20 protein-coding genes are annotated in these 21,459 nt (G+C 62.9%); 6 read left to right on the plus strand and 14 right to left on the minus strand.

All coding sequences use genetic code 11. The features are described from left to right. Nucleotides 1-42: 42 nt before the first annotated feature. The 11 genes from HMPREF3227_RS07810 to HMPREF3227_RS07860 all read right to left on the minus strand — a co-directional run bounded on the left by HMPREF3227_RS07810 (nucleotide 43) and on the right by HMPREF3227_RS07860 (nucleotide 12,488). On the minus strand, nucleotides 43-786 hold the full coding sequence (locus HMPREF3227_RS07810) for a lysophospholipid acyltransferase family protein (RefSeq protein ID WP_066492009.1): 744 nt from the start codon (nucleotides 784-786) through the stop codon (nucleotides 43-45). A 26-nt stretch (nucleotides 787-812) separates the two neighbouring features. Then, the gene (locus HMPREF3227_RS07815; protein ID WP_066492007.1) at nucleotides 813-1,757 is read right to left on the minus strand and encodes an ROK family protein; all 945 of its coding nucleotides are present in this window, start codon (nucleotides 1,755-1,757) and stop codon (nucleotides 813-815) included. Nucleotides 1,758-1,807: 50 nt separating this feature from the next. Then, nucleotides 1,808-2,932 carry a glycosyltransferase family 4 protein gene (locus HMPREF3227_RS07820; protein ID WP_066511890.1) on the minus strand — a complete coding sequence of 375 codons (1,125 nt, stop codon included), beginning with the start codon at nucleotides 2,930-2,932 and terminating at the stop codon, nucleotides 1,808-1,810. Nucleotides 2,933-2,959: 27 nt separating this feature from the next. Further along, nucleotides 2,960-4,024 carry a C40 family peptidase gene (locus HMPREF3227_RS07825; protein ID WP_066492003.1) on the minus strand — a complete coding sequence of 355 codons (1,065 nt, stop codon included), beginning with the start codon at nucleotides 4,022-4,024 and terminating at the stop codon, nucleotides 2,960-2,962. A 139-nt stretch (nucleotides 4,025-4,163) separates the two neighbouring features. Beyond that, nucleotides 4,164-4,808 (minus strand): C40 family peptidase, encoded by a 645-nt coding sequence (locus tag HMPREF3227_RS07830; protein WP_066492001.1) that lies wholly within the window; start codon nucleotides 4,806-4,808, stop codon nucleotides 4,164-4,166. 1,137 nt (nucleotides 4,809-5,945) lie between these two features. Further along, nucleotides 5,946-7,568, minus strand: a complete 1,623-nt coding sequence (locus HMPREF3227_RS07835; protein WP_066511899.1) for a cytochrome bc1 complex cytochrome b subunit — start codon at nucleotides 7,566-7,568, stop codon at nucleotides 5,946-5,948. Beyond that, nucleotides 7,568-8,788 (minus strand): cytochrome bc1 complex Rieske iron-sulfur subunit, encoded by a 1,221-nt coding sequence (locus tag HMPREF3227_RS07840; RefSeq protein WP_066491985.1) that lies wholly within the window; start codon nucleotides 8,786-8,788, stop codon nucleotides 7,568-7,570. Before HMPREF3227_RS07840 ends, HMPREF3227_RS07835 begins: the two co-directional genes overlap by 1 nt. Next, nucleotides 8,788-9,687 carry a cytochrome bc1 complex diheme cytochrome c subunit gene (locus HMPREF3227_RS07845; protein WP_066491982.1) on the minus strand — a complete coding sequence of 300 codons (900 nt, stop codon included), beginning with the start codon at nucleotides 9,685-9,687 and terminating at the stop codon, nucleotides 8,788-8,790. The genes HMPREF3227_RS07840 and HMPREF3227_RS07845 overlap by 1 nt, the downstream gene beginning before the upstream one ends. 69 nt (nucleotides 9,688-9,756) lie before the next feature. Further along, nucleotides 9,757-10,341 carry an aa3-type cytochrome oxidase subunit III gene (locus tag HMPREF3227_RS07850; protein ID WP_196131214.1) on the minus strand — a complete coding sequence of 195 codons (585 nt, stop codon included), beginning with the start codon at nucleotides 10,339-10,341 and terminating at the stop codon, nucleotides 9,757-9,759. Between the two features lie 617 nt (nucleotides 10,342-10,958). Next, entirely contained in the window at nucleotides 10,959-11,390 is a 432-nt protein-coding gene (locus tag HMPREF3227_RS07855) for an aa3-type cytochrome oxidase subunit IV (RefSeq protein ID WP_066511902.1), read from the minus strand. Nucleotides 11,391-11,402: 12 nt separating this feature from the next. Continuing rightward, complete coding sequence (locus HMPREF3227_RS07860) at nucleotides 11,403-12,488, minus strand: aa3-type cytochrome oxidase subunit II (RefSeq protein WP_066511907.1); 1,086 nt, start codon at nucleotides 12,486-12,488, stop codon at nucleotides 11,403-11,405. Nucleotides 12,489-12,927: 439 nt separating this feature from the next. Between HMPREF3227_RS07860 and asnB the strand changes: the two genes are divergently transcribed. Together asnB and HMPREF3227_RS07870 are read left to right on the plus strand one after the other, a co-directional pair. Then, nucleotides 12,928-14,850 (plus strand): asparagine synthase (glutamine-hydrolyzing), encoded by a 1,923-nt coding sequence (asnB, locus tag HMPREF3227_RS07865; RefSeq protein ID WP_066511909.1) that lies wholly within the window; start codon nucleotides 12,928-12,930, stop codon nucleotides 14,848-14,850. Nucleotides 14,851-14,862: 12 nt separating this feature from the next. Beyond that, complete coding sequence (locus HMPREF3227_RS07870; protein ID WP_066511914.1) at nucleotides 14,863-15,174, plus strand: hypothetical protein; 312 nt, start codon at nucleotides 14,863-14,865, stop codon at nucleotides 15,172-15,174. A gap of 100 nt (nucleotides 15,175-15,274) precedes the next feature. On the opposite strand, the gene HMPREF3227_RS07875 is transcribed toward HMPREF3227_RS07870, so the two are convergent. Then, nucleotides 15,275-15,619, minus strand: a complete 345-nt coding sequence (locus HMPREF3227_RS07875) for a HesB/IscA family protein (protein WP_066491972.1) — start codon at nucleotides 15,617-15,619, stop codon at nucleotides 15,275-15,277. 211 nt (nucleotides 15,620-15,830) lie between these two features. Between HMPREF3227_RS07875 and HMPREF3227_RS07880 the strand changes: the two genes are divergently transcribed. Together HMPREF3227_RS07880 and HMPREF3227_RS07885 are read left to right on the plus strand one after the other, a co-directional pair. Further along, a complete protein-coding gene (locus HMPREF3227_RS07880; protein WP_231732337.1) occupies nucleotides 15,831-16,475 on the plus strand; it encodes a DUF3043 domain-containing protein in 645 nt (214 codons plus the stop codon). A gap of 6 nt (nucleotides 16,476-16,481) precedes the next feature. Next, complete coding sequence (locus HMPREF3227_RS07885) at nucleotides 16,482-17,480, plus strand: nicotinate-nucleotide--dimethylbenzimidazole phosphoribosyltransferase (protein WP_066511922.1); 999 nt, start codon at nucleotides 16,482-16,484, stop codon at nucleotides 17,478-17,480. A 132-nt stretch (nucleotides 17,481-17,612) separates the two neighbouring features. Here the strand turns inward: HMPREF3227_RS07885 and HMPREF3227_RS07890 are convergent, their stop codons facing one another. Continuing rightward, the gene (locus HMPREF3227_RS07890) at nucleotides 17,613-18,713 is read right to left on the minus strand and encodes a branched-chain amino acid aminotransferase (protein ID WP_066511925.1); all 1,101 of its coding nucleotides are present in this window, start codon (nucleotides 18,711-18,713) and stop codon (nucleotides 17,613-17,615) included. Between the two features lie 113 nt (nucleotides 18,714-18,826). Here HMPREF3227_RS07890 and HMPREF3227_RS07895 point away from each other — a divergent pair, with 113 nt between their 5' ends. Then, the gene (locus HMPREF3227_RS07895; protein WP_066511940.1) at nucleotides 18,827-20,356 is read left to right on the plus strand and encodes a leucyl aminopeptidase; all 1,530 of its coding nucleotides are present in this window, start codon (nucleotides 18,827-18,829) and stop codon (nucleotides 20,354-20,356) included. Between the two features lie 82 nt (nucleotides 20,357-20,438). On the opposite strand, the gene HMPREF3227_RS07900 is transcribed toward HMPREF3227_RS07895, so the two are convergent. Then, nucleotides 20,439-20,876, minus strand: coding sequence for an oxidoreductase (locus HMPREF3227_RS07900; protein WP_066511927.1), 438 nt, complete (start codon nucleotides 20,874-20,876; stop codon nucleotides 20,439-20,441). A 231-nt stretch (nucleotides 20,877-21,107) separates the two neighbouring features. Between HMPREF3227_RS07900 and HMPREF3227_RS07905 the strand changes: the two genes are divergently transcribed. Beyond that, on the plus strand, nucleotides 21,108-21,459 hold a 352-nt coding region (locus HMPREF3227_RS07905; RefSeq protein ID WP_304438318.1), incomplete at its 3' end, for a biotin/lipoyl-containing protein.

Genomic DNA, 21,459 nt, shown 5'->3' on the forward strand with positions numbered 1-21,459 from the left:
GGAAATAGAGTCTATCCCGCGATTCTAATGCTTGAGCGGGCGCTACTGGGAATTTCCGGGCTGCGCGCCGTCCGGGTAGCCGTGACCAGCGGCGAGCGAGGCCTTGACGTCCGAGGCGTAGACATCAACGTAGGGCTTGCCCGCGAGGCGCGCGAGGGTGTGCATGAAGTCGTCCGTAAAGGCGCGCTGGGTGGCATGCTCGGCGGGGTCGAGACCGCGCTCGGCCGCCCACGCATGGGGATCGATGGGCTCGCCCACGCGCATGCCCACCTTCACTGGGCGCGGAATCCACGTGCCGATGGGGTTGGCGTCGCGTGTGCCCACCATCGCGATGGGGACGACGGGATAGCCGGTCTCCATGGCGACACGCGCCATGCCGGTGCGCCCCTTGTAGATGCGACCGTCCGGCGAGCGCGTGCCCTCGGGATAAATGCCGAAGACATCGCCACGGTCGAGGATTTCCTTCGCCGTGGCTGCCATATCGTCCGCCGCGGACTCCGAGGTGCGCACGACGGGAACCTGCCCCACGGAGCTGAAGAACCACGCCTGCGCGCGTCCCACGGGGCCGGGGGTTGTGAAGTACTCGGACTTCGCCAGGAAAATGATCTGGCGCGGGCACATGAGCGGGAAGAAGAACGAATCCATGACGGCCTGGTGGTTGGACGCCACGATGGCGGGGCCTTCGGCCGGGATATTGTCCATGCCCTCGGACCACGGGCGGTTCCACACACGCAGGGCGGGACCGAAGAAGATGTGCTTAAACGCCCAGTACCACTTGTTGTGCATTGCTATCCTGCCCTCGTCGGAAAATTCTAGGCGCGAGTAAGCGCCTGGCGCGCGATATCGGCCACGCCGATCATACCCGCGGCCGAGCCCAGAGCCGCCGTCGCCACACGGGCCAGCGGGCGGTGCCCCGCGCCGACGATGGACTGCGCCATCGTCTCGCGCGCGGTATCAAGGTAGACGTCCGCGTCGCCCGCTACGCCGCCGCCGAGGACGATGAGCTCCGGGTCGAGGATGTCCGCGACGATGGACAGGCCCTGGCCGAGCCAGCGTGCGAAGTCCTCCATGACCGCAACGCCCAGCGGGTCGCCGTCGCGCGCAGCCTGCGCGATGGCCACGCCGGAGGGGTTGTCCGGGAGCGTGGTCTCGTAGGAGCCACGCAGTTCGCGCACCGTGTCCGGAAGCGCCGTGCCCGAGGCGTAGCGCTCGAGGCAGCCGCGCTTGCCGCAGGAGCACTCGCGTCCGCCCGGCACGACCACGATGTGGCCGAATTCAGGGGCGGTGCCAAACGCGCCGCGGAAGATCTCGTCGCCCGTCATGAGCGTCGCGCCGATGCCCGTGCCCACGGCGAAGAAGACCCAATCGTGGGCGCCGCGGCCAGCGCCAAAGCGCCACTCGCCCCACGCCGCAGAGTTCGCGTCATGCTCGATGACAACGGGGATGTCAAGGTGGGCCTGCAGGCTGGCGCGCACGGCGGCATCACGCCACGGCAGGTGCGGAGCAAAGCGGACCAACTCGCGGTCCGGATCGATGAATCCAGCAATCGCTAGGCCCACAGCCTGCACCGGATACTCTGCGCGCAGCTCGGCGATGAGCGCGAGGATGGCAGCGTCAAGTTCCTCCCCCGTCGCGGGCGTAGGGAGCGAACGCGAGTCGATGATCTCCCCCTCGGCGGTGACGACACCGGCGCGAAGATTGGTGCCGCCGATGTCGAATCCCACGGTGAGATTGTCAGAGGGGGAGAATTTTTGCATGCAAGTAGGATATACCCCTCCCCCGTCCGCGTCACATCATGCGGGCCACGCTAGGCCATAATCGCGCGCAGACGAGCGCCCATAATCTCCCACGTCCAGTTCTCCTCGACATGGCGCCGGCTGGCTCGGCCCATCGCGCACGCGCGCTTCGGGTCATCAAGCAGCGTAAGGATCGCCTGGGCGAGCTCGTCCTGCGAGTTGCCGCGCACAACGATGCCCGTCTCTGGCGTCACCGTCTCCGGCGCGCCGCCCGAGTCGCCCGCAATGACGGGCAAACCTGCGGCCTGGGCCTCGAGGTAGACGATGCCCAGGCCCTCGACGTCGAGGCCGCCGCCGCGCGTGCGGGCGGGCATGGCGAAGATATCCGCGGCGGCCAGCGCCATGGCAATCTCCTCCTCGTCCGCGGCTTCGTGGAAAATCGTCTCCGGCGCGTACATCTCCGCGAGCTGCTCGAGCGCCGCCCGGTAGCGCCCGCGGCCGATGAGCAGCAGGCGCGCCTTAGGATAGCGCTCCCGAATGCGCGGCATGACCCGCAGCAGCTGGTCTTGCCCCTTGCGTGGAACGAAACGAGAGACGCAGACGATGACAGGATCGGCATCTTCGAGCTCATAAAAAATCTCGCCGTGGCGCATAGCCAACTCGCTGTAAGGCTCAAACATGTCCGTGTTGACGCCGCTGGGCAAGTGTACCCACTCGGGGCCGGGGCCGAAGGCGGGGCGCAGGCGGCGCAGCGTATAGGCCGCGATGTAGGTGATGACGTCCGCATGCTTGCCGATGCCCCGCAGCGCCTGGCGCGCGCCCGGCAGCATGGACCAGCCCACCTCGTGGCCATGGGTCGTGGCCACCACTTTCCTGGCGCCGGCGGCCTTGGCGGCGCCACCCATGAGCGCAAGCGGTGCTGCGGCGCCGAACCAAACGATCTCGATGCCGCGCTCGGCGATGATGCGCTGCATCTCGCGGCGCGTGGCCGGAGTGGGCAACATCATGCGCCGCGGCCACCGGATGACCTCGTAAGGCAGCTGCGCATCAAAGGCGGCTGCGGCTTCGGCGTCCTGGGTTGAGGCGAAGACGAGGACGTCGGCAGGGTCCAGGGTCGCAAGAAAATCGCGCAAATACGACTGAATCCCACCGATGGTCGGCGGGAAATCATTAGTCACAAGCAGAATGCGAGGCATGGCTGTGAGCCTACCGCGTGCGCGCGTCTAGAAGCGGACGGCTCCCTGTACCGGCATGGAGTCGACCGGGACAACCTGGACCGGCACGCCATACGTCGAGGCATGGACGACCTGGCCGTCGCCGATATACATGCCCACGTGGGTCACACCCGGGTAGTAGCCGATGACGTCGCCCGGCTCGAGCTGATCCATGGGCACGGGCGTGCCGCCAGCCAGCTGTGCCTGCGAGGTACGCGGGATGGACTTGCCCTCCTGCGCGTAGGCCCACACCATCAGACCGGAGCAGTCGAAGCGATCCGGGCCGGTCGCGCCCCAGCCATAGGGAGCTCCCTGCTTGGTGAGTGCTGCAGCGACGGCCTTGCCACCGACGCCCGACTCGGCGAGGCGTGCGAGCAGCTCCGGATCGATCTCGCGGGTCACACCACCGAACTGAGCCTCCCACTGCGCGCGCTGCTCCTCGTTGAGTGCGTCGACACGCGCCTCGATGTCGCGCTGCTGCGCCTCGAGGGCCTCCTTCTCCTTGACAACACGAGCACGCTGCTCTTCGAGGCGGGTCTGCTCCGCGCGGGCAGCATCCGCGGTCTCGACGGCCTTCGCATGGGCAGTGTCAGCGTCCTGCGAGGCCTGCGTCATCGTGCTGAGTTCGCGGTGGGCGTCACGCGACAGGGCGCTGAGGTAGCCCAGGCGCTCGACGGCCTCCTGCGGGTTGGCAGACTCAAGCGCGGTCGTCGCGGCGGAACGGTGCGCCCCGCGGTAACGGGACTGTGCCAAGCCGTTGATGGCGGCCTGCTGGGAGCCGACGGCGCCGCGGGCGGCATCGGCAGCCTGGGCGGCGGCCTGGGCTTGGGCAGCGAGGTCATCGGCCTTCGCCTGCTGGGCGGCGAGGTCATCCTCGAGCTGCTTGACTTCCTCGTTCTTCGCGGAGACCTTCTGGGCGACCTCACCGACCTCGTCGACGAGCGCTTGCATATCAGTATTCTCCGGCGCCTGCACCGACTCTTCGGCCGGCAGCTCCTGCGCGATAGCCGGGACGGCGGTGGAAGCGAAAGCAACACTGACCAGCGCCAGGTTGATGCGGTAAGGAAGACGCACGGAAGAACCCCTCAAAAATTGCAAGTGAATACACCTACTATAGAAGAACTTAAGGACAATCTCAGCATCGTCATACGAAAAAGGAAAAACCCCATCTCGACAAGGGTCGAGACGGGGTAAGCCGAGACCGGCGTGCAGACTAGAAACGCACGATGGAGTGGATCGGCATGTAGTTGAGCGGACGCTCGGCCACGGTGGTGCCGGAATTGAGCGAGTCAATCATGACGCCGTTACCGGCGTAGATGGCGACGTGGGATGCGCCACCGTAGTACACAACAATGTCGCCCGGCTGGATGTCCGACATGGACACCTGCTGGCCCTGGGCAGCCTGTGCCTGGGAGGTACGCGGGATGGACTTACCAGCCTGTGCGTAAGCCCAGGAGGTCAGACCAGAGCAGTCGAAGCTGCTCGGGCCGGCGGAGCCCCAGCCGTACGGGGAACCGATGGCGCTGCGGGCAGCGGCGACGACCTTGTCACCGGTGGACTGCTGCGGGGCCGGAGCCGGAGCAGCGGCAGTCTGCGGGACAGTAGCCGTTGCGTTGTAGGTCTTGGCCTGCGCCTGAACCTGGTTGAAGGACGGCACGTACTGGCCGATGTTCGGGACATCCTTGATACCCGGGATGTTCTCGATGCCATTGACGTTCACCGAGTAGTTGGTGTTCGGAATGACAACCTCGGCTGCCTGGGCAACACCCGGAACCGCCACGGTTGCGGTTGCAGCGAGAGCTGCGGTGCCCGCGATACGGCGGGTGGTGTTAGTGCCCTGACGACGGTGCTTAGCCACGAATAAATCTCCAAATCTTCAGTCGCGCCTACCTCCGCGGCGGGCCAAAGCGTTTCTCGTCTTCTACGAGTCCCGTCTTCGGCCGCGTTCCACCCGGCCACCGTGACGGTGGACTGTGATGATGTGGAAGCGTGGAAGCTCTGGCCCAGTGAGGGCCTAACGTTCGTTGGCGCGGGCGTTCCTGTATCCCGCGCCTCCGCTCGGCTCACCCTGTCGAGAGTGGGCCAGATACGGCGCTAGTGTTCATTTTTCGATTGAGCACTCATGAGGAGCGCTGCAATGTCTCGATAAGGTTACGAAACCATTACGAGAATTGTCTAGCCGCAACGCCACTATCCGCTCGTTACAAGGCCGTTATCGTCCCGTTATCAAACTGCGGTTTCTCAGGGTTTAATCCGAATGTCGAGCGCAATAGCACTCCAAAACAGTTGCACAACCTGCACCATTTCCGAACTTAACAAACTATTAAGTTCTGCATTAAACCCTAAAATCTACGCAAACAAAGTGCTATCGTGACCTTCGTCACATGCATGTAACATTGGGCGCATTTACCCCACACAGCACATGGTGCACAGCGTCTGTTACCGGGTTTTGGTCGCATCGTGACCCCGAATGCGGCGCCGCACCCCTCGTTGTGTCAGCACCGTGGGGATTCCGATGCACTCCCCCGTTTGCGTCGGCTCACAGGCGGCAGCCACGCCTGCGTGTAGGCTGCCGCCACGGCTTGTAGCGTTGCCCGTTGCCGCCGGCTCTAAGACGCAGTCATATGGGCGCCTGAAGGTCTCTCAAGACCGGCGCCCTGAGGCACCCCACGAATCCCTGCTGCGAAGCGCAGCGGCCTACCGGCAGACTCAGCTACGGTTGCCGCGCGGCTTCACCGTGAGCGTCGCCCACACACCCCATGCACGCACCCCGATTCACGTGCGTAACGGTGACTCTCGAACGCCGAGTGATTCATGTCTGCGGTGGCAGCCCCTGTCCACGTCTCAGGGCCCCTCTCCCGCTTCTATTGGCTTCATCTCGCAGTATTCCGCGCTTGGGCGCTTCCTTATATATAGGGAGTGAAAAACTGACGAACCCGCCGCAGCCTGCTCCAGGCTGTGGCGGGTTGGTGACAGTTTCGAAGGAAGGAAGGCGCTAGATGCGGCCGTTTTCTTCGTCGTCGCGGCGATTGGCCTCGTTGAGGGCGCGGTACATGTCCGCCTCCTCGGCGGCGTTCTCTGCGTGGATTTCGTGAACCTTGCGCATCAGGCCCTCGTCGTCCGGGGCAAAGATACCCTGGGTCTCGGAGTCAGCCAGACCAAGGTGGTTGAGCTGCTTCGGGACGTACGCACCGGCGTACTCAAGCGGAACCGGGTGGCCGTGCTCGTCGACCGGGCCGAGCGGCTGGTGAACCTCGATGAAGGCACCGTTCGGCAGCTGCTTCAGAACACCGGTCTCGATACCGTGCTCGAGAACCTCACGGTCGGAGCGCTGGAGACCAACGCAGATCTTGTACGTAAGGAAGTAAGCAATCGGCGGAACCACGATGAGACCGATTCGACCAACCCAGGTCATCGCGTTCAGCGAAATCTGGAAGAAGTGAGCCACGTGGTCGTTACCACCGGAAATGGTAACCAGAACGAAGAAGGAGATAGCCATCGCGCCGAGGCCGGAACGCACCGGCACGTCGCGCGGACGCTGCAGCAGGTTGTGGTGAGCGTCGTCGCCAGTCATCTTCTTCTCGATGAACGGGTAAGCGATAAGCAGGATAACCATGATCATGGCGACCACGACGACCCAGAATGCACCCGGGATGGTGTACTTACCGAGGTAGAGCTCCCACGCCGGCATGACACGGGCGAGACCGTCAGTCCACAGCATGTAGATATCAGGCTGGGAACCAGCGGAGACCTGCGACGGGTTGTACGGGCCCAGCAGCCAGATGGCGTTGATGGTGAGCAGACCCGACATGAGCGCCAGCACGCCAGCGACCATGAGGCCCATGCCGATAGCCTTCGTAGCGAAGACCGGCATAATACGGACGCCGACAACGTTGTTCTCTGCGCGGCCCGGTCCCGGGAACTGCGTGTGCTTCTGGAACCAGACGATGAGAACGTGAGCAGCGATGAGGGCGAGGATGATGCCCGGGATAACCAGCACGTGGAGGATGTAGAAACGATCCAGCATGAGGTCGGACGGGAAGTCACCATCGAAGATGGCCCAGTGCAGCCAGGTACCGATGACCGGGATGGTCAGGATGATGGCCGACATAATACGGAGGCCGACACCGGAGAGCAGGTCATCCGGGAGGGAGTAGCCGAGGAAGCCCTCGACCATGCCCAGGAGGATAAGCGTGCAACCGATGATCCAGTTAGCCTCACGCGGGCGGCGGAACGCACCCGTGAAGAAGATACGCAGCATGTGCGCGACCATGGACATCATGAACAGCAGGGCTGCCCAGTGGTGCATCTGGCGGACAAAGAGGCCACCGCGAACCTCGAAGGAGAGGTCCAGGGCGGATGCGTATGCGGAAGACATCTCGACACCGTTGAGCGGTGCGTAGGTGCCGTCGTAGATGACCTTCGTAATCGACGGGTCGAAGAAGAGGGCCAGGTAGATACCAGTCAGCAGCAGGATGATGAAGCTGTAGAGCGCCATCTCACCGAGCATGAAGGACCAGTGGGTCGGGAAAACCTTGTTCAACTGCGGGCGAACCGCACCGGACAGCGTGAAACGGCTGTCAACGTTGTTGCCAATCTTTGCGAGTTTATTGCTCATTATGACTTACGCTCCCAGTATGCCGGGCCGACAGGCTCAATGAAGTTGCCCTTGGCGACCAGGTAGCCGTCCTCATCAATCGTGACCGGCAGCTGCGGCAGCGCACGGGCGGCCGGGCCGAAGACCGGCTTTCCGTACTGCAGAGCGTCGAACTGCGACTGGTGGCACGGGCAGAGAATACGGTTGGTCTGAGCCTCGTACAGCGAGGTCGGGCAACCAATGTGGGTACAAATCTTAGAGAAGGCGTAGTAATCGCCGTAGTGGAAGTCCTCCTGGCCCTCACGCTCAATGACCTTCTGCGCGTCAGAGTTACGCAGACGGATGAGCATGACCGCGTTGCGGTTGCCGTGGATGGAGTGCATGTGGTTCTCGTAGACATCCTTCTGCGGATCGTAGAGATCGCCGTCGTTGACGTCGGACTCTGCGAGCGGGAAGACAGTCTCCATGCCGCCGGCGGCCAGGTCCTCTGGGCGCACGCGGACGAGGCGAGTAACACCCTGCGTCGTGTAGTGCGTGCCGGACTCGCCTTCGTGCTGCTCGGCGATCGTGCCGGTATCGCGTGCGAGGTAGAGCTTGACGCCCTTCTCATGCAGCGTCCAACCGGAGGTCCACATCGTGCCGTCGCCGGCGTAGTTGAGCTCGTGGCGAACCTTCCACGGGTTCTTGATGGCGCCACCCAGCGGGGCAACGACGGTGAGACCGAAGAGAACGGCGGCACCGCCGAGCAGGCCCTGGAGGGTCTTGCGGCGACCAAGGGTGGAGGTCTTCCACGAGTCGTTGAGGAGCGCGGTCAGCGTGCGGCGATCAATCTCGTCCGACGGACCGTCGTGGCGACGCTGCACGGAAATTTCCTCCGGCAGAATGCGCTTGACGTACTGCACGATGGCGATGCCCAGCGAGAGGATGGACAGGCCAGACGTAAGACCCAGCAGCGGGGTGTACAGGGTGTGCCATGCAAGGCCCTCTTCGCCGAGGGACTTGTAGTGCCACGGCCAGAACAGGTAAATGGCAAGGAATGCCAGACCCATAACGATGGCCAGTGCAGCCCACACGCCGACGTTGACGGCAGCGCGCTTTTCTGCAGGATCGCCAGCGACCGGGAAACGCTCCTTGCGGAACGCCACGGTGACGCCGTCCATCTCAGCACCCAGGGCGGTGAGCTCAGCATCAGACATGTTCTTGAGCTCGGCTTCGGTGTAGTTCTTGTTTACGTTGCTCATTAGTGGCGCGATCCAATCCACATAGCGGCAGCACACAGTGCGGTGATGCCGATGATCCACATTGCAAGGCCTTCAGAGACCGGGCCAAGTCCGCCCAGGTCCCAACCAGCCGGAGACGGGGTCTCCTTCGCGGACTTGATGTAAGCGATGATGTCCTTCTTCTCGTCAGCAGTGAGCTGGCGGTCAGAGAACTTCGGCATGTTCTGCGGGCCGGTGAGCATCGCCTGGTAGATCTCCTGCTCGGAAGCAGGAGCCAGCGGCGGTGCGTACTTACCGGAGGACAGTGCGCCGCCCTGGCCGGTGAAGTTGTGGCACGATGCGCAGTTCATACGGAAGAGCTCGGAGCCCTTCGCGACATCTTCTGCCTGGATGTTGCCGTCGTAGTTGGCGCCGCGGAGCGACTCCTGTGCGACGGAGCCGTCCTCGTTGTACACGATGTCCGGGCCGCCACCGTTGGCAGCGACGAATGCGGCAAGCGCGAGCGTCTGCTGCTCGGTGTAGCGCGGGGTCTTGCGCTCAGCTTGGGCGTCGTTCGACATCATCGGCATGCGGCCAGAGTGCACCTGGAAGTATACGGAGCCGGCACCGATACCCACCAGGGAAGGACCGCGGTCCTGGATGCCCTGGAGGTTCGCACCGTGGCAGGTGATGCAGGCGGTGTCGTAGATGTCCTTGCCTTCTTGCACGAGGGCAGCGTCATCCTTCTGCGCCGTCGCCACCTGAGCGTCGGGAGAGAGGGCGGAGGCCAGGACGCCAGCACCGGTAAGACCGATGGTGAGGGCAAAGGCACCCGCGAGCGTGCGCTTGACCTTGCGGCCGCGACGCGTCTTTGTTGCCGCAGCAGTATCAGGGGTCTCCCCTGCTGCCTGTGCGGCGTTCATTGGATTGGTATCCATCATTTTCCTTTGAGTTACTGGAGTTCGGAAATGAATGGCGGTGGACCGATTGTTGTCTCGGTGTCCTACGGCCTACTGAATGATGTAGATAACGACGAAGACGCCGATCCACACGACGTCAACGAAGTGCCAGTAGTAGGACACTGCCATTGCGGCGGTTGCCTGTGCCGGCGTGAACTTCGACTTAGCCGTACGGAGCAGAATCGCGATGAAGGCCAGAAGGCCTGCCGTCACGTGCGCCGCGTGGAAACCGGTCAGGATGTAGAAGACCGATCCGAAGACGCTGGACTGAATGGTCACGCCGTGGATGATCAGGTGGGTCCACTCATAGGCGAGGATGCCAATGAAGACCACAGCCAGTGCGATCGTCGCGGAGTACCACAGTCGAAGCTTGTATACGTCACCCCTTTCAGCTGCGAAGACGCCGAATTGCGAGGTCACGGAAGACAAGACCAGGACCGCAGTGATGACAAAGCCCATCGGTACGTTGATGTGCTCGGTCCAGTGCGCCCAGTCGCCGTCCTGACCATTAGCTCGCGAAGTAAACCACATCGCAAACAGTCCGGCGAAGAACATTAATTCCTGAGACAGGAACACGATGGTGCCAACGCTGACCATGTTCGGTCGGTTCAGCGCAGCAACACGTGGTGCTGTCATACCTTGATTTGAAACTGTGCTCGTCACGCAGTCAATTATGACCTTTTAACAGGCATAAGTCACCCGAGACCCCCCACTTCTTTCCGGCTCGTCCAAGGTTTTAGCCAGGTTTCTTCCAGCCGTTCGCGACTTAAAAACGTCGAAAAATAGTTGGGAACTTTTTCCGCTCCCATACGACGCCGCATCTCTGCAGGTAGAAGCGCCCAAAAAGGAGGCATCCCCCCTACCGCCAGTTTTAATAGCTGGCCGCTGGTTCACATTGAAACGAAATACACGAATATTTCCAGAGTTTCGCTGAGAGATAAATCACTTACATGTCGGCGCGTTTTTCCCAGGGTTGCAACTTTCGGTTGACCCCCGGTTCAAAATGGCCTTCACGTGCAGTTTTCTTTCCAAGCACAGTCGCTGGCGCACGCGAGCAACTCCCCCTAGGCCCGCAAACTATGCGCAAATTTCCCGGCTTCGCAAAAATCATGGAACTCCAGGGAACTATTTTGTGTCAGGTCCGACGATCGCCAAATGCCCCTGTACGTAGCGGGAAGCTACGCACAGGGGCACGAGAAGTGTGGGGCGGGGACAGTCGCGGGCCGTGGCGGCCGGCGGCCATCCGAGGAAGCTTAGTGCTTCTCCTTCGGGATGCCGTACTGCAGCGACAGACGGAAGGTGAAGTACACCAGCATGGCGGCGCCGAGAGCAATCATCCAGAAGTACAGGAAGATGATGCCCAGACCCATAACGGCGATAGACATGGTCATTGCAAACGGGTAGATGGAGCCCGGCGAGAAGAAGCCGAGGATGCCAGCGCCGTCTTCAGTTTCAGCCTCTTCCCAATCGCTCGGAGAAACGTCCGTGCGGTTATCGGTGAACTGAAGGTAGACGGCGAGCATGATACACATGACGGCCGCGAGAGCCATGGCGACGATACCGATCCACTCCGGACCGTAAAGGTAGCCGTCGTCGCGAGTGAAGTTGACGCCGAAGACGTAGACAATCTCGGAGACGATGAGATATGCCGCGATGGCGTAGAAGACGTTAGAACCTGCGCGCATTGTATTTCTCCTTTAGGCGTTCTCGTCGACGAAGTTGTCGCCGGTCTTGGTGTCGCGAACGCTGTTGAACGGCTGAGTGGTGACCGCGTACGGATCCTCACCGATGGAGGCGAGAGCCTCAGAGTTCGGAGCGTCCGGGTTGTCGTTGCGGAACTTCATGTAGTCCGCGAACTTCTCTGGGGTCACAACGCGCAGCTCGAAGTTCATCATCGAGTGGTAGGTACCGCACATCTCAGCACAGCGACCAACGAACGCGCCTTCCTTGGTGATCTCCTCGATCTGGAAACGACGCTCCTGCTGGTTGTTCTCCGGGTGCGCGTACACGTCGCGCTTAAAGAGGAACTCCGGAACCCAGAAGGCGTGCGAGACGTCACCGGAAGCGAGACGGAACTCAATCGCGGTGTGCGACGGGAGAACCAGAACCGGAACCTCTTCGGTGGTGCCGACGGTCTCGATGTCGTTGTAGTTGAGGTAGGAAAGGTCACCCATGGACTTGCCGTGAATCGGGTTCGGGTTCTTCACACCCTCCGGGTCAACGGAGGATTCCTCGGCGAGCTTGTTGCGCTCCTCGTCGGTGCCGTCATAGTCGGAGCCGGTCGGGGAAAGCTCACCCTTGACGCCGGCATAACCGAACTTCCAGTTCCACTGGTAAGCCGTCACGTCGACCGTTACCTGTGGGTCCTTATCAAGGGCGACAACCTTCTGCTGTGCCTGAACCGTGAAGAAGAACAGGCCCATGATGATGAGGATCGGGACGATGGTAAGCACCATCTCGAGCGGCACGTTGTACTGCAACTGCTTCGGGAACTCGCCCTTGCCTTCCTTCTTGGCGCGCTTTGCGCTCCAACGGAAGATTGCAGTGAGGAACAGGCCCCACATGACGAAACCGATGAACCATGCAACAACCCAGACCCAGATCCAGAAGTTGTACACTCCCTCAGCCTCAGGCGTAATGCCCTTCGGCCAACCAAATCCCAGGAGGTTTTCAACGGCCGAAGGCGCCTGTACATCACAGGCCGCCAGTGCCAAACCGCCCAGGGCAATTGCGCCAGCTAGGCCCGCCTTACGGGCGAAGTTGCGCTGCTTACGCTGTCCCACGTGTGTTCTGCCTTTCTGTCCACACAAAACTTCTCGAATACTCCCAGAGCATTCCTATCAACACAGGATAGTGCATAGACAGGCCCCATCAGCCCTGTTCGAGGCTGACAGGAAACTCGTATATACACATAAGGAGTATGTCCGGAAGGGATATTACAGGTCGACCACGACAATCTCTCCCCACCACCCCCACAGGTCCAGTATGCCGTGTGCCTTAATTCACAAAGCAGCCCGCACTACACCATCCGAAAGTTTGCACCCTAAAGGGGACGCTGCGCATTCGAAGGTTCTCAGGCGGCCCTCTCCCACCCCTCCGCGACCCGCAGCGACCTGTACACCGGGTCGTTTCCGCGCGTCTGAAACACCGGCTCAGCACGCGGGGCCGTAAGCTGTGGGACAGATATTTTCGTTTTCGCCATATTAAAGGAGCAATCACTACATGTGCGGACTTTTGGCCCTGCTATCGGCCCCGGGAAACGCTGGCGACTACGTCGACGCAGTCGAGCGCGCTCTGCCCTGCATGCATCACCGCGGCCCCGATGCCGCCGGCACCTGGCACGATGACGACGCGGCGTTCGGCTTCAACCGTCTGTCCATCATCGATATTGAGCACTCGCACCAGCCGCTGCGTTGGGGCCCGGAGGGCGAGGAGAACCGCTACGCCCTCACGTTCAACGGCGAGATATACAACTACGTCGAGCTGCGTGCAGAACTCAAGGAACTGGGTTACACCTTTAATACTGAGGGCGACGGCGAGCCCATCGTCGTTGGCTACCACCACTGGGGTGCTGACGTCGTCGAGCACCTGCGCGGCATGTTCGGCTTCGTTATTTGGGACACCAAAACGAAGACCATGTTCGCGGCCCGCGACCAGTTCGGCATCAAGCCGCTCTACTACGCCACCACTCCGGCGGGCACCGTATTTGCCTCCGAGATGAAGTGCATCCTGGAGATGGCCGAGGACCTCGGTCTAGGACTCAGCCTTGATAAGCGCGCCATCGAACACTACGTCGACCTCCAGTACGTCCCGGAGCCGGAGTCCCTGCATGCGAATATCCGCCGCGTCGAGTCGGGCTCTACTGTCACGCTCACTCCCGGCGGCGAGGTCCTCAACACTCGCTACTTCAAGCCCCAGTTCCCGGTGCAGCAGGTGCCGGCTGGCCAAGAGCAGCAGCTCTTCGACCGCATCGCCCGTGCCCTCGAAGATTCCGTGGAAAAGCACATGCGCGCTGACGTCACCGTCGGCTCCTTTCTTTCCGGCGGTATCGACTCCACGGCCATCGCGGCGCTGGCCAAGCGCCACAACCCGAACCTGCTCACTTTCACTACTGGCTTCGAGCGCGAGGGCTACTCCGAGGTTGACGTTGCTGCAGAGTCTGCGGAGGCCATCGGTGTCGAGCACATCGTCAAAATCGTCTCCCCCGAGGAATACGCGGACGCCGTGCCGAAGATCATGTGGTACCTCGACAACCCGGTTGCAGACCCCTCGCTCGTGCCGCTCTACTTCGTGGCACAGGAGGCCCGCAAGCACGTCAAGGTCGTGCTCTCCGGCGAGGGCGCAGACGAGCTCTTCGGCGGCTACACCATTTATAAGGAACCACTCTCCCTAGCCCCGTTCGAGAAGATCCCGGATCCGCTGCGTCGCGGCCTAGGCAAGCTCTCCCAGATCTTGCCCGAGGGCATGAAGGGCAAGTCGCTGCTCAACCGCGGTTCCATGACGATGGAGGAGCGCTACTATGGCAACGCACGCTCCTTTAACTTTGAGCAGATGCAGCGCGTTATCCCGTGGGCCAAGCGCGAGTGGGACCACAAAGAAATCACGGCACCCATCTACGCCCAGTCGCAGGGCTTCGACCCAGTCGCCCGCATGCAGCACCTTGACCTGTTCACGTGGATGCGCGGCGACATCCTGGTCAAGGCTGACAAGATGAATATGGCGAACTCGCTCGAGCTGCGCGTGCCTTTCCTCGATAAGGAGGTCTTCAAGGTCGCGGAAACCATCCCGTATGACATGAAGATTTCACACGGCACCACGAAGTACGCGCTGCGCAAGGCCATGGAGCAGATCGTTCCGGCGCACGTCCTTCACCGCAAGAAGCTCGGCTTCCCGGTGCCCATGCGTCACTGGCTCGCCGGCGATGAACTCTATGGCTGGGCCCAGGATGTCATCAACGAGTCCCAGACCGAGGACATCTTCAATAAGAAGGAAGTCCTCGAGATGCTCAAGGAGCACCGCGATGGCGTCTCCGATCACTCGCGCCGCATCTGGACCGTCGTGGCGTTTATGATCTGGCACGGCATCTTCGTCGAGCACCGCATCGATCCGCAGATCGAGCAGCGCGACTACCCCATCCGGCTCTAGGAGAGCCCCGGCATGTCACTGCAGCGGAAAACGTACGAGCTGAGCGTGGACGGTTACCACTTCCGCGCCACGGTCAGCGCGACCCACCGCAGTGTTGACTGGCTCGACTGCCCCAACGAGTACCTTCCTTCTGGCTACTCGTCCACCGTCTATGTCGCAGCCGAGACAAGCCGAACAGACGGCAACGGAACGCAGACTCCGCCGCTTCCTACTGCCGAAAAGGTACGCGCGGATATCCGCGTATGGCTTTCCACCCTCGACGAGCTTGACGAACTCAAGGACACCGGCGACGCCAGTGACACCGGTGACAGCGACGAGTCGTAGAGCGTCTGCGTTACAAGGCAAAGAGAAAACCGCCGCTTTCCCTTGATTTAAAGGGAAAGTGGCGGTTCTTTTGTACGTCTTAAGGGACGCGCGAGAAGCCTTAGTTGAAGGAGTCTCCGCAGGCGCAGGAGCCGCCAGCGTTCGGGTTATCGATGGTGAAGCCCTGGGACTCGATGGTGTCCGCGAAGTCGATCTTGGCGCCGGTGAGGTATGGGACGCTCATCTTGTCAACGACGAGGTTGACGCCGTCGACGTTGTCGACCTTGTCGCCGTCGAGGGTGCGGTCGTCGAAGTAGAGCTGGTAACGCAGGCCAGCGCAGCCACCCGGCTGGACAGCGATGCGCAGCGACAAGTCGGTGCGGCCTTCCTGCTCGAGCAGAGCCTTTGCCTTGGCGGCAGCGGCCTCAGTCAGGATGACGCCAGTTTCGGAAACGGGAGCGGTCATTATCTTCTCCTTGAAAATACGGTCCGTAAAGTGTCCCCCACCTTACTCCGAATTTTTCCGGCCTTAAAGCGCCGGCACGCGTACTCGGAGGATGGGCCAGCGTCCACGAGGAAGCGGCAGACGCTGGAATAAACGGTTCAACGTGCGAGACAGCTGCCTTATTCCCACCACATTTCCCACCTTTCACCCCGGCCTTGTAGTCTTGGATTTCGTGAGTAAAGGCAGCGAAAACACCACCGGAGCAGACCAGCCCCGCAAGGGCTACACCCCACCCAAGGGACGCCCCACGCCCAAGCGCAACGAGCAGGAAATCGCGCGCGGCGTGCGACGCGACCCGAACGGGGCATCGGAAGCCCAGCGCTACCAGCACCGCAAGGAGCTGAAGAAGTCCATGTCCAAGGAGGAATGGAAGGACTACAAGCGCAAGGAGCGCGAGGAGCGTAACAAGCGCAACAAGGAGGCGCAGAAGCGCATGGAGGCTGGCGACGAGCGCTACCTCCTGCCGCGCGATAAGGGCGAGGTCCGCCGCTTCGTGCGCAACTGGGTCGATAGCCGCCGCTTCCTCAATGAGTGGGCCATGCCGTTTATGATCGTCCTCCTCGTCATCCTCTTTATCGGCATGTACAACCCGACGTTCGCGAATATCTCCACGCTCATCGCGATGGTCTTCATCGTCATCTTCGCCGTCGAGGGCGTGTGGCTGGCCCGCAAGGTCAATAACGCGGTGCGTCTCAAGTTCCCTGGCACCACCGAGGCCGGCTTCGGCCTGGGCTTTTACGCCTACGGCCGCGCCACCCAGCCGCGCAAGTGGCGCACCCCGCGCCCGCAGGTCGAGCGCGGCGCCGAGGTCAAGTAGGCCCACATGGCGCAGTTCGAGTCCGTTCCGGTCCCTGACGCCCAGGCTGCCGATGCCACCGCGCTCGCCCTCGGCTCCACGCCCCTCGGCGTGTCCTTGGGTACGGTCAATGCTCCCGCTGTATGGCTCTCAGCCTGCCAAGGCGAGGTTCCCGCGCATGCTCCGCGACGTCCGCGCCTTGTGGTTTTCGTCGGCGAGAACGGCATCGCCACTCGCCAGCGCGACGGGGTAGGACTCTCTGCTTTCGCTCCCGAGGCCACCGCGCAACAGGCACAACAGCTCGCTGACGGCCTCTCCCCGGCCGCCGTCCTCGCCGGTCGCCTGGGCGTGGGCCTGCGCACCGTCGACTGCCCACCCGCTGCAGCCATCGACGTCGAGAACGCCTGCACCCCCGAGGGCCTCGAGGAAGCCCTCGCCCTCGGCGCCCGCGCTGCCGACGAAGAAGTCGACGCCGGCACTGATTTCCTCATCCCCGGCGACCTGGGCGTGGGTTCCACGACCGTCGCCGCCGTCGTCATGGCGCGCCTCACCGGCACCGAACCCGTCGTCATCGTGGGCCCCGGCTCCGGAATCACGGACGAGGCGTGGAAGACCAAGGTCGCTGTCCTGCGCGACGCGCTCTTCCGGACGCGCAACCTCTCCGACCCGCTGGAAATCCTCCAAGTCTCCGGCGGCCCGACCCTCGCCGCGCTCACGGGTTTCATCGGTCGCGCCGCCGCACGCCGCACGCCACTGCTCATCGACTCGCCGCTCCTGACGGTTGCCGCGGTCCTCGCCGAGCGCCTCGCCCCCGGCACCCGGCGCTGGATCTACGCCGCGAATACCTCCCGCGAGCCCGCGCATACGCTCGCGCTCCAAGACTTGGGCCTCACGCCGCTGCTCAACACGCTCACCACGACTGGCCAGGGCCTCGGATCGCTCTTCGCCTACCAGCTCCTCGCGGCCAGCCTCGAGCTCGTCGCCGACGAAGTCGCCGCCGTCCAGGCCGCCGCAGACCCCGCCTAGACCATCCGGATTCCAGGACAACGAAGGCCACACAACCGCCACGTTGTGGGGCCTTCGTTGTCCTGAGATTCCGCACGCAGCCCGTGGAGACAAAATAAAAGGACCCCGAGGGGTCCTTCCTTTACGCGCTCATTACTTCACGAGCGTGTGCAGCCAACCGTGCGTGTCTTCGACCGCACCGTGCTGAATGCCAGTGAGCTGCTCGCGCAGCGCCATGGTGGTCGTGCCAGCCTCGCCGCCGTTGACCTTGAAGTCGATGCCGTCGCCCATGACGTGGCCGACTGGTGTGATGACCGCGGCGGTACCGCAGGCAAAAGCCTCGGTCATCTTGCCGGACTCTGCATCCTCGCGCCACTCGTCGTAGCTCACGCGACGCTCTTCGACCTTGAGCCCCATGTCTTCGGCGACCTGCAACAGCGAGTCACGCGTAATACCCGGCAGCAGCGAACCGGACAGCGCCGGAGTCACCAGCGTCTGGTTACCTTCCTCGCCGTAGACGAACGCGAGGTTCATGCCGCCCATCTCTTCGATGTACTTGCGGTCGATGGCGTCGAGCCAGACCACCTGGTCGCAGCCCTTCTCCGCTGCCTGCGCCTGTGCGAGCAGCGAGGCAGCGTAGTTGCCCGCGAACTTCGCAGCACCCGTACCACCCGGGGCAGCACGGACGTAGTCGGTAGACAGCCATACGGAGACCGGATTGACGCCACCGGTGAAGTACGCGCCCGCCGGGGACGCAATCACGATGTAACGGTACGTCGCAGCCGGGTGCACGCCCAGGGAAACCTCGGTGGAGATCATGAACGGACGCAGGTACAGCGCAGCCTCGCCGCCCACGGCTGGGACCCAATCCTTGTCGATCTCGGTGATCTGGCGCAGGGACTCGATGAACTCATCCACCGGCAGCTCCGGCATAGCCATGCGCTTAGCCGAGTTGGCCATGCGGTTGGCGTTAGCCTCCGGACGGAACGTGGCAATGGTGCCATCCGGCTGGCGGTAGGCCTTGATGCCCTCGAAGATGGCCTGGCCGTAGTGGAAAACATTGGAAGCCGGGTCCATGCTAAACGGCGCATACGGGCACACCTGAGCGTCGTGCCAGCCGTCCTTCTCGTTCCAGTCGATGGTGACCATGTGGTCGGTAAAGTGCTTACCAAAGCCCGGGTTCTCGAGAATCTTCGCACGTTCCTCCGGGGAGGTCGGGGTGGGGTTCTTCGTCACGTTGTATTTCAAAGTCATGGCCTCTAACTTACTCTTTTTCTATCGCTCCACAGGCCACCCCCGTCAAATTTTTTCGCCTACAGTAGGCAGACAGTGCACTATTCATCTCGTTTCATTTGGAGGTCTTTCTCGTGACTGATTCTTCCCACGGCCCGCTGCTGGGCGTTTCCCCCACCGTTGAGCTCGCGACCGCCGCGCCCAAAGCTGCCGATGCCCTCCTCATCGCCGCCTTCCGCGGCGACGACGGCCTGGAAGTCCCTGGCTCCGCACTGCTCGATGCTGACGCAGTCCGCGCCACCTTCGACGCGCTGTCTGCTGTGGGTGCCACCGGCAAGTCCGGCGAGGTGACCCGCGTGCCAGCGCCGTCCGCCATCACCGAGGCGACCGGCGCACGCTCCATCGTCGCCGCCGGCCTGGGCGAGTCCGAAGACCTCACTGACGAGACCGTCCGCGTCGCCGCGGGCAACGCCGCTCGCGCGCTCGCGGGCGTGGGCACCGTCGCCACGACTCTCGGCGACTTCGCGCTCGGCGCCGCTGTCGAGGGCATCGCCCTGGGCGGCTACGTCCACCGCGGCCTGCGTTCCTCGGAGCTCGAGGATCCCCAGCGCCCTGCCACCGTCGTCTTCGTCTCCTCCGACGAGACCGCCGCGACCGACTTCGAGCGCGCACGTCTTACCGCCGAGGCCACGATCTTTGCCCGCAACCTCGTCAACACCCCGTCTAACCTGCTCTACCCGGCGTCCTATGCGAACTACCTCGCCGAGACTGCCCGCTCCACCGAGGGCCCAGCCGGTGGCGTCGAGGTCGAAGTGCTCGACGAGTCCGCGCTCGAAGAGCAGGGCTTCGGCGGCATCCTCGCCGTGGGCCGCGGCTCCGCCCGCCCACCGCGTCTCGTCCGCCTGTCCTACCGTCCGTCCGGCGCCACCCGCGACGTCGCGCTCGTAGGCAAGGGCATCACCTTCGACACCGGCGGCATCTCGCTCAAGCCGGGTGCCGGCATGTGGGACATGATTTCTGACATGGGTGGCTCCGCGTCCATGGCCGCCGCGGTCTTCGCCGCCGCCAAGCTGGGCTTGAACGTCAACGTCACCGCCACCTTGCCGCTCGCAGAGAACATGCCTGGCGGCAACGCCACGCGCCCCGGCGACGTCATCACGCACTACGGCGGCATTACCTCCGAGGTCCTCAACACGGACGCCGAGGGCCGGCTCGTCCTCTCCGACGCCATCGCGCGCGCCAGCGAGGACAAGCCGGATTACCTCATCGAAACCGCCACGCTCACCGGCGCCCAGATCGTCGCCCTCGGCGAGCGCACTGCCGGCGTCATGGGCTCCGAGGACTTCCGCGACCGCGTCGCCGAGATCGGCCGCGAGGTCGGCGAGAAGGCCTGGGCCATGCCGCTGCTCGAGGAGCACGAGGAGGCCATCAAGTCTCCGGTCGCCGATATCCGCAATATCCACACGAAGCGCGAGGGCGGCATGGAATTCGCCGGCACCTACCTCCAGCGCTTCGTCGGCGAGGACATCGAGTGGGTCCACATCGACGTCGCAGGCCCTTCCTGGAACGGCGGCTCGCCGTACGGTTACACCACTAAGCGCGCCACCGGCGCCCCGGTCCGCACCGTCATCGCCGCGCTCACTGAGCTCGCCGACAAAAAGTAGCACTCGCTCAGCGCGGAGCTCCCCGTCCACGCCAACGGCGCCTGTCCCTCACCGGGGGCAGGCGCCGTTCCCCGTTGTGCAATTACTCCGCGTCGTCGGGGTCGTCGGGGCGATGCACGGCTTCGCCCGTATCCGGGTTCTGGCCTCGCTCGAAGCGCTCACGACGCAAGCGCTGTTCCTCGCGCTTGCGCAGCAGCCGTTCGCGTTCCATGCTGTCGCGCATGCGCTGCGGATAGCCGGTCTCTTCCACGTCGTACACGGGGCAGCCCAGCAGCTTCGCCACCGCGTCGATGCCCTTTGGGCCGCCGATAAACCGCCGAATGTAGTCACCGTTTTCATCCACGACAACCACGGACATCTCGTTGACCACCGTCTCCGGCTCAATGAACGCTTCGACGAAGGCGCGGCCTGCCACCCACTCGCTGAGCGCCTGGGCATCCGCCTGCCGGATCGTCTCCCCCGGCCCGCGCGGCGGGCGCAGCTGGGAGCGCGAGCTGTTGCGACGGAAGATATTGAACATAGTGGCCTATCCTACCCGCGCCACCTCACCCCACGGCATCTGAGCGCGCAGCAACGCAACGCCGTGAGCGAACACGCATCGTGGTCACGTCACCATGACCGGCGGCGCGCGGTGTGCCCCGCCCTAAAGGGGGCAAAGAGATAGGACCAGATACACACGCGAAGTCGCGCGTCGCGGTAGGATTGGGCATCAGATTTATCATTATCCAACTTTCGAGGAGTCAAATAACTCATGGCGCAGTCCGTTGTGATGCCCGAACTGGGCGAATCCGTAACTGAAGGCACTATTACCCAGTGGCTGAAGTCCGTGGGCGACACCGTCGAGGTCGACGAGCCGTTGCTCGAGGTGTCCACCGACAAGGTTGACACTGAAATCCCCTCGCCGGTCGCGGGCACGATCCTTGAGATCAAGGCCGAAGAAGACGACACCGTTGAGGTTGGCTCCGTTATCGCCATCATCGGTGAAGAAGGCGAGTCCGCGGACGCTGAAGAGTCCGCACCCGCTGCTGAGGACAAGGCCGCGGAGAAGGAAGAGCCCAAGGCTGAAGAAAAGGAAGAGAAGTCCGCACCGGCTTCCTCCGGCT

This window comes from Corynebacterium sp. CMW7794 (genome assembly GCF_001563605.1).
GTDB lineage: Bacteria > Actinomycetota > Actinomycetes > Mycobacteriales > Mycobacteriaceae > Corynebacterium > Corynebacterium phoceense.

What these genes read in the sequence shown, in the direction of transcription:
- HMPREF3227_RS07835 (WP_066511899.1), bottom strand. Translation starts at nt 7,568, where the DNA reads ATGAGCAATAAACTCGCAAAGATTGGCAACAACGTTGACAGCCGTTTC.
- HMPREF3227_RS07845 (WP_066491982.1), bottom strand. Translation starts at nt 9,687, where the DNA reads ATGATGGATACCAATCCAATGAACGCCGCACAGGCAGCAGGGGAGACC.
- HMPREF3227_RS07890 (WP_066511925.1), bottom strand. Translation starts at nt 18,713, where the DNA reads ATGACTTTGAAATACAACGTGACGAAGAACCCCACCCCGACCTCCCCG.
- HMPREF3227_RS07815 (WP_066492007.1), bottom strand. Translation starts at nt 1,757, where the DNA reads ATGCAAAAATTCTCCCCCTCTGACAATCTCACCGTGGGATTCGACATC.
- HMPREF3227_RS07810 (WP_066492009.1), bottom strand. Translation starts at nt 786, where the DNA reads ATGCACAACAAGTGGTACTGGGCGTTTAAGCACATCTTCTTCGGTCCC.
- HMPREF3227_RS07840 (WP_066491985.1), bottom strand. Translation starts at nt 8,788, where the DNA reads ATGAGCAACGTAAACAAGAACTACACCGAAGCCGAGCTCAAGAACATG.
- HMPREF3227_RS07850 (WP_196131214.1), bottom strand. Translation starts at nt 10,341, where the DNA reads ATGACAGCACCACGTGTTGCTGCGCTGAACCGACCGAACATGGTCAGC.
- HMPREF3227_RS07855 (WP_066511902.1), bottom strand. Translation starts at nt 11,390, where the DNA reads ATGCGCGCAGGTTCTAACGTCTTCTACGCCATCGCGGCATATCTCATC.
- HMPREF3227_RS07875 (WP_066491972.1), bottom strand. Translation starts at nt 15,619, where the DNA reads ATGACCGCTCCCGTTTCCGAAACTGGCGTCATCCTGACTGAGGCCGCT.
- HMPREF3227_RS07900 (WP_066511927.1), bottom strand. Translation starts at nt 20,876, where the DNA reads ATGTTCAATATCTTCCGTCGCAACAGCTCGCGCTCCCAGCTGCGCCCG.
- HMPREF3227_RS07885 (WP_066511922.1), top strand. Translation starts at nt 16,482, where the DNA reads ATGGCGCAGTTCGAGTCCGTTCCGGTCCCTGACGCCCAGGCTGCCGAT.
- HMPREF3227_RS07870 (WP_066511914.1), top strand. Translation starts at nt 14,863, where the DNA reads ATGTCACTGCAGCGGAAAACGTACGAGCTGAGCGTGGACGGTTACCAC.
- asnB (WP_066511909.1), top strand. Translation starts at nt 12,928, where the DNA reads ATGTGCGGACTTTTGGCCCTGCTATCGGCCCCGGGAAACGCTGGCGAC.
- HMPREF3227_RS07820 (WP_066511890.1), bottom strand. Translation starts at nt 2,932, where the DNA reads ATGCCTCGCATTCTGCTTGTGACTAATGATTTCCCGCCGACCATCGGT.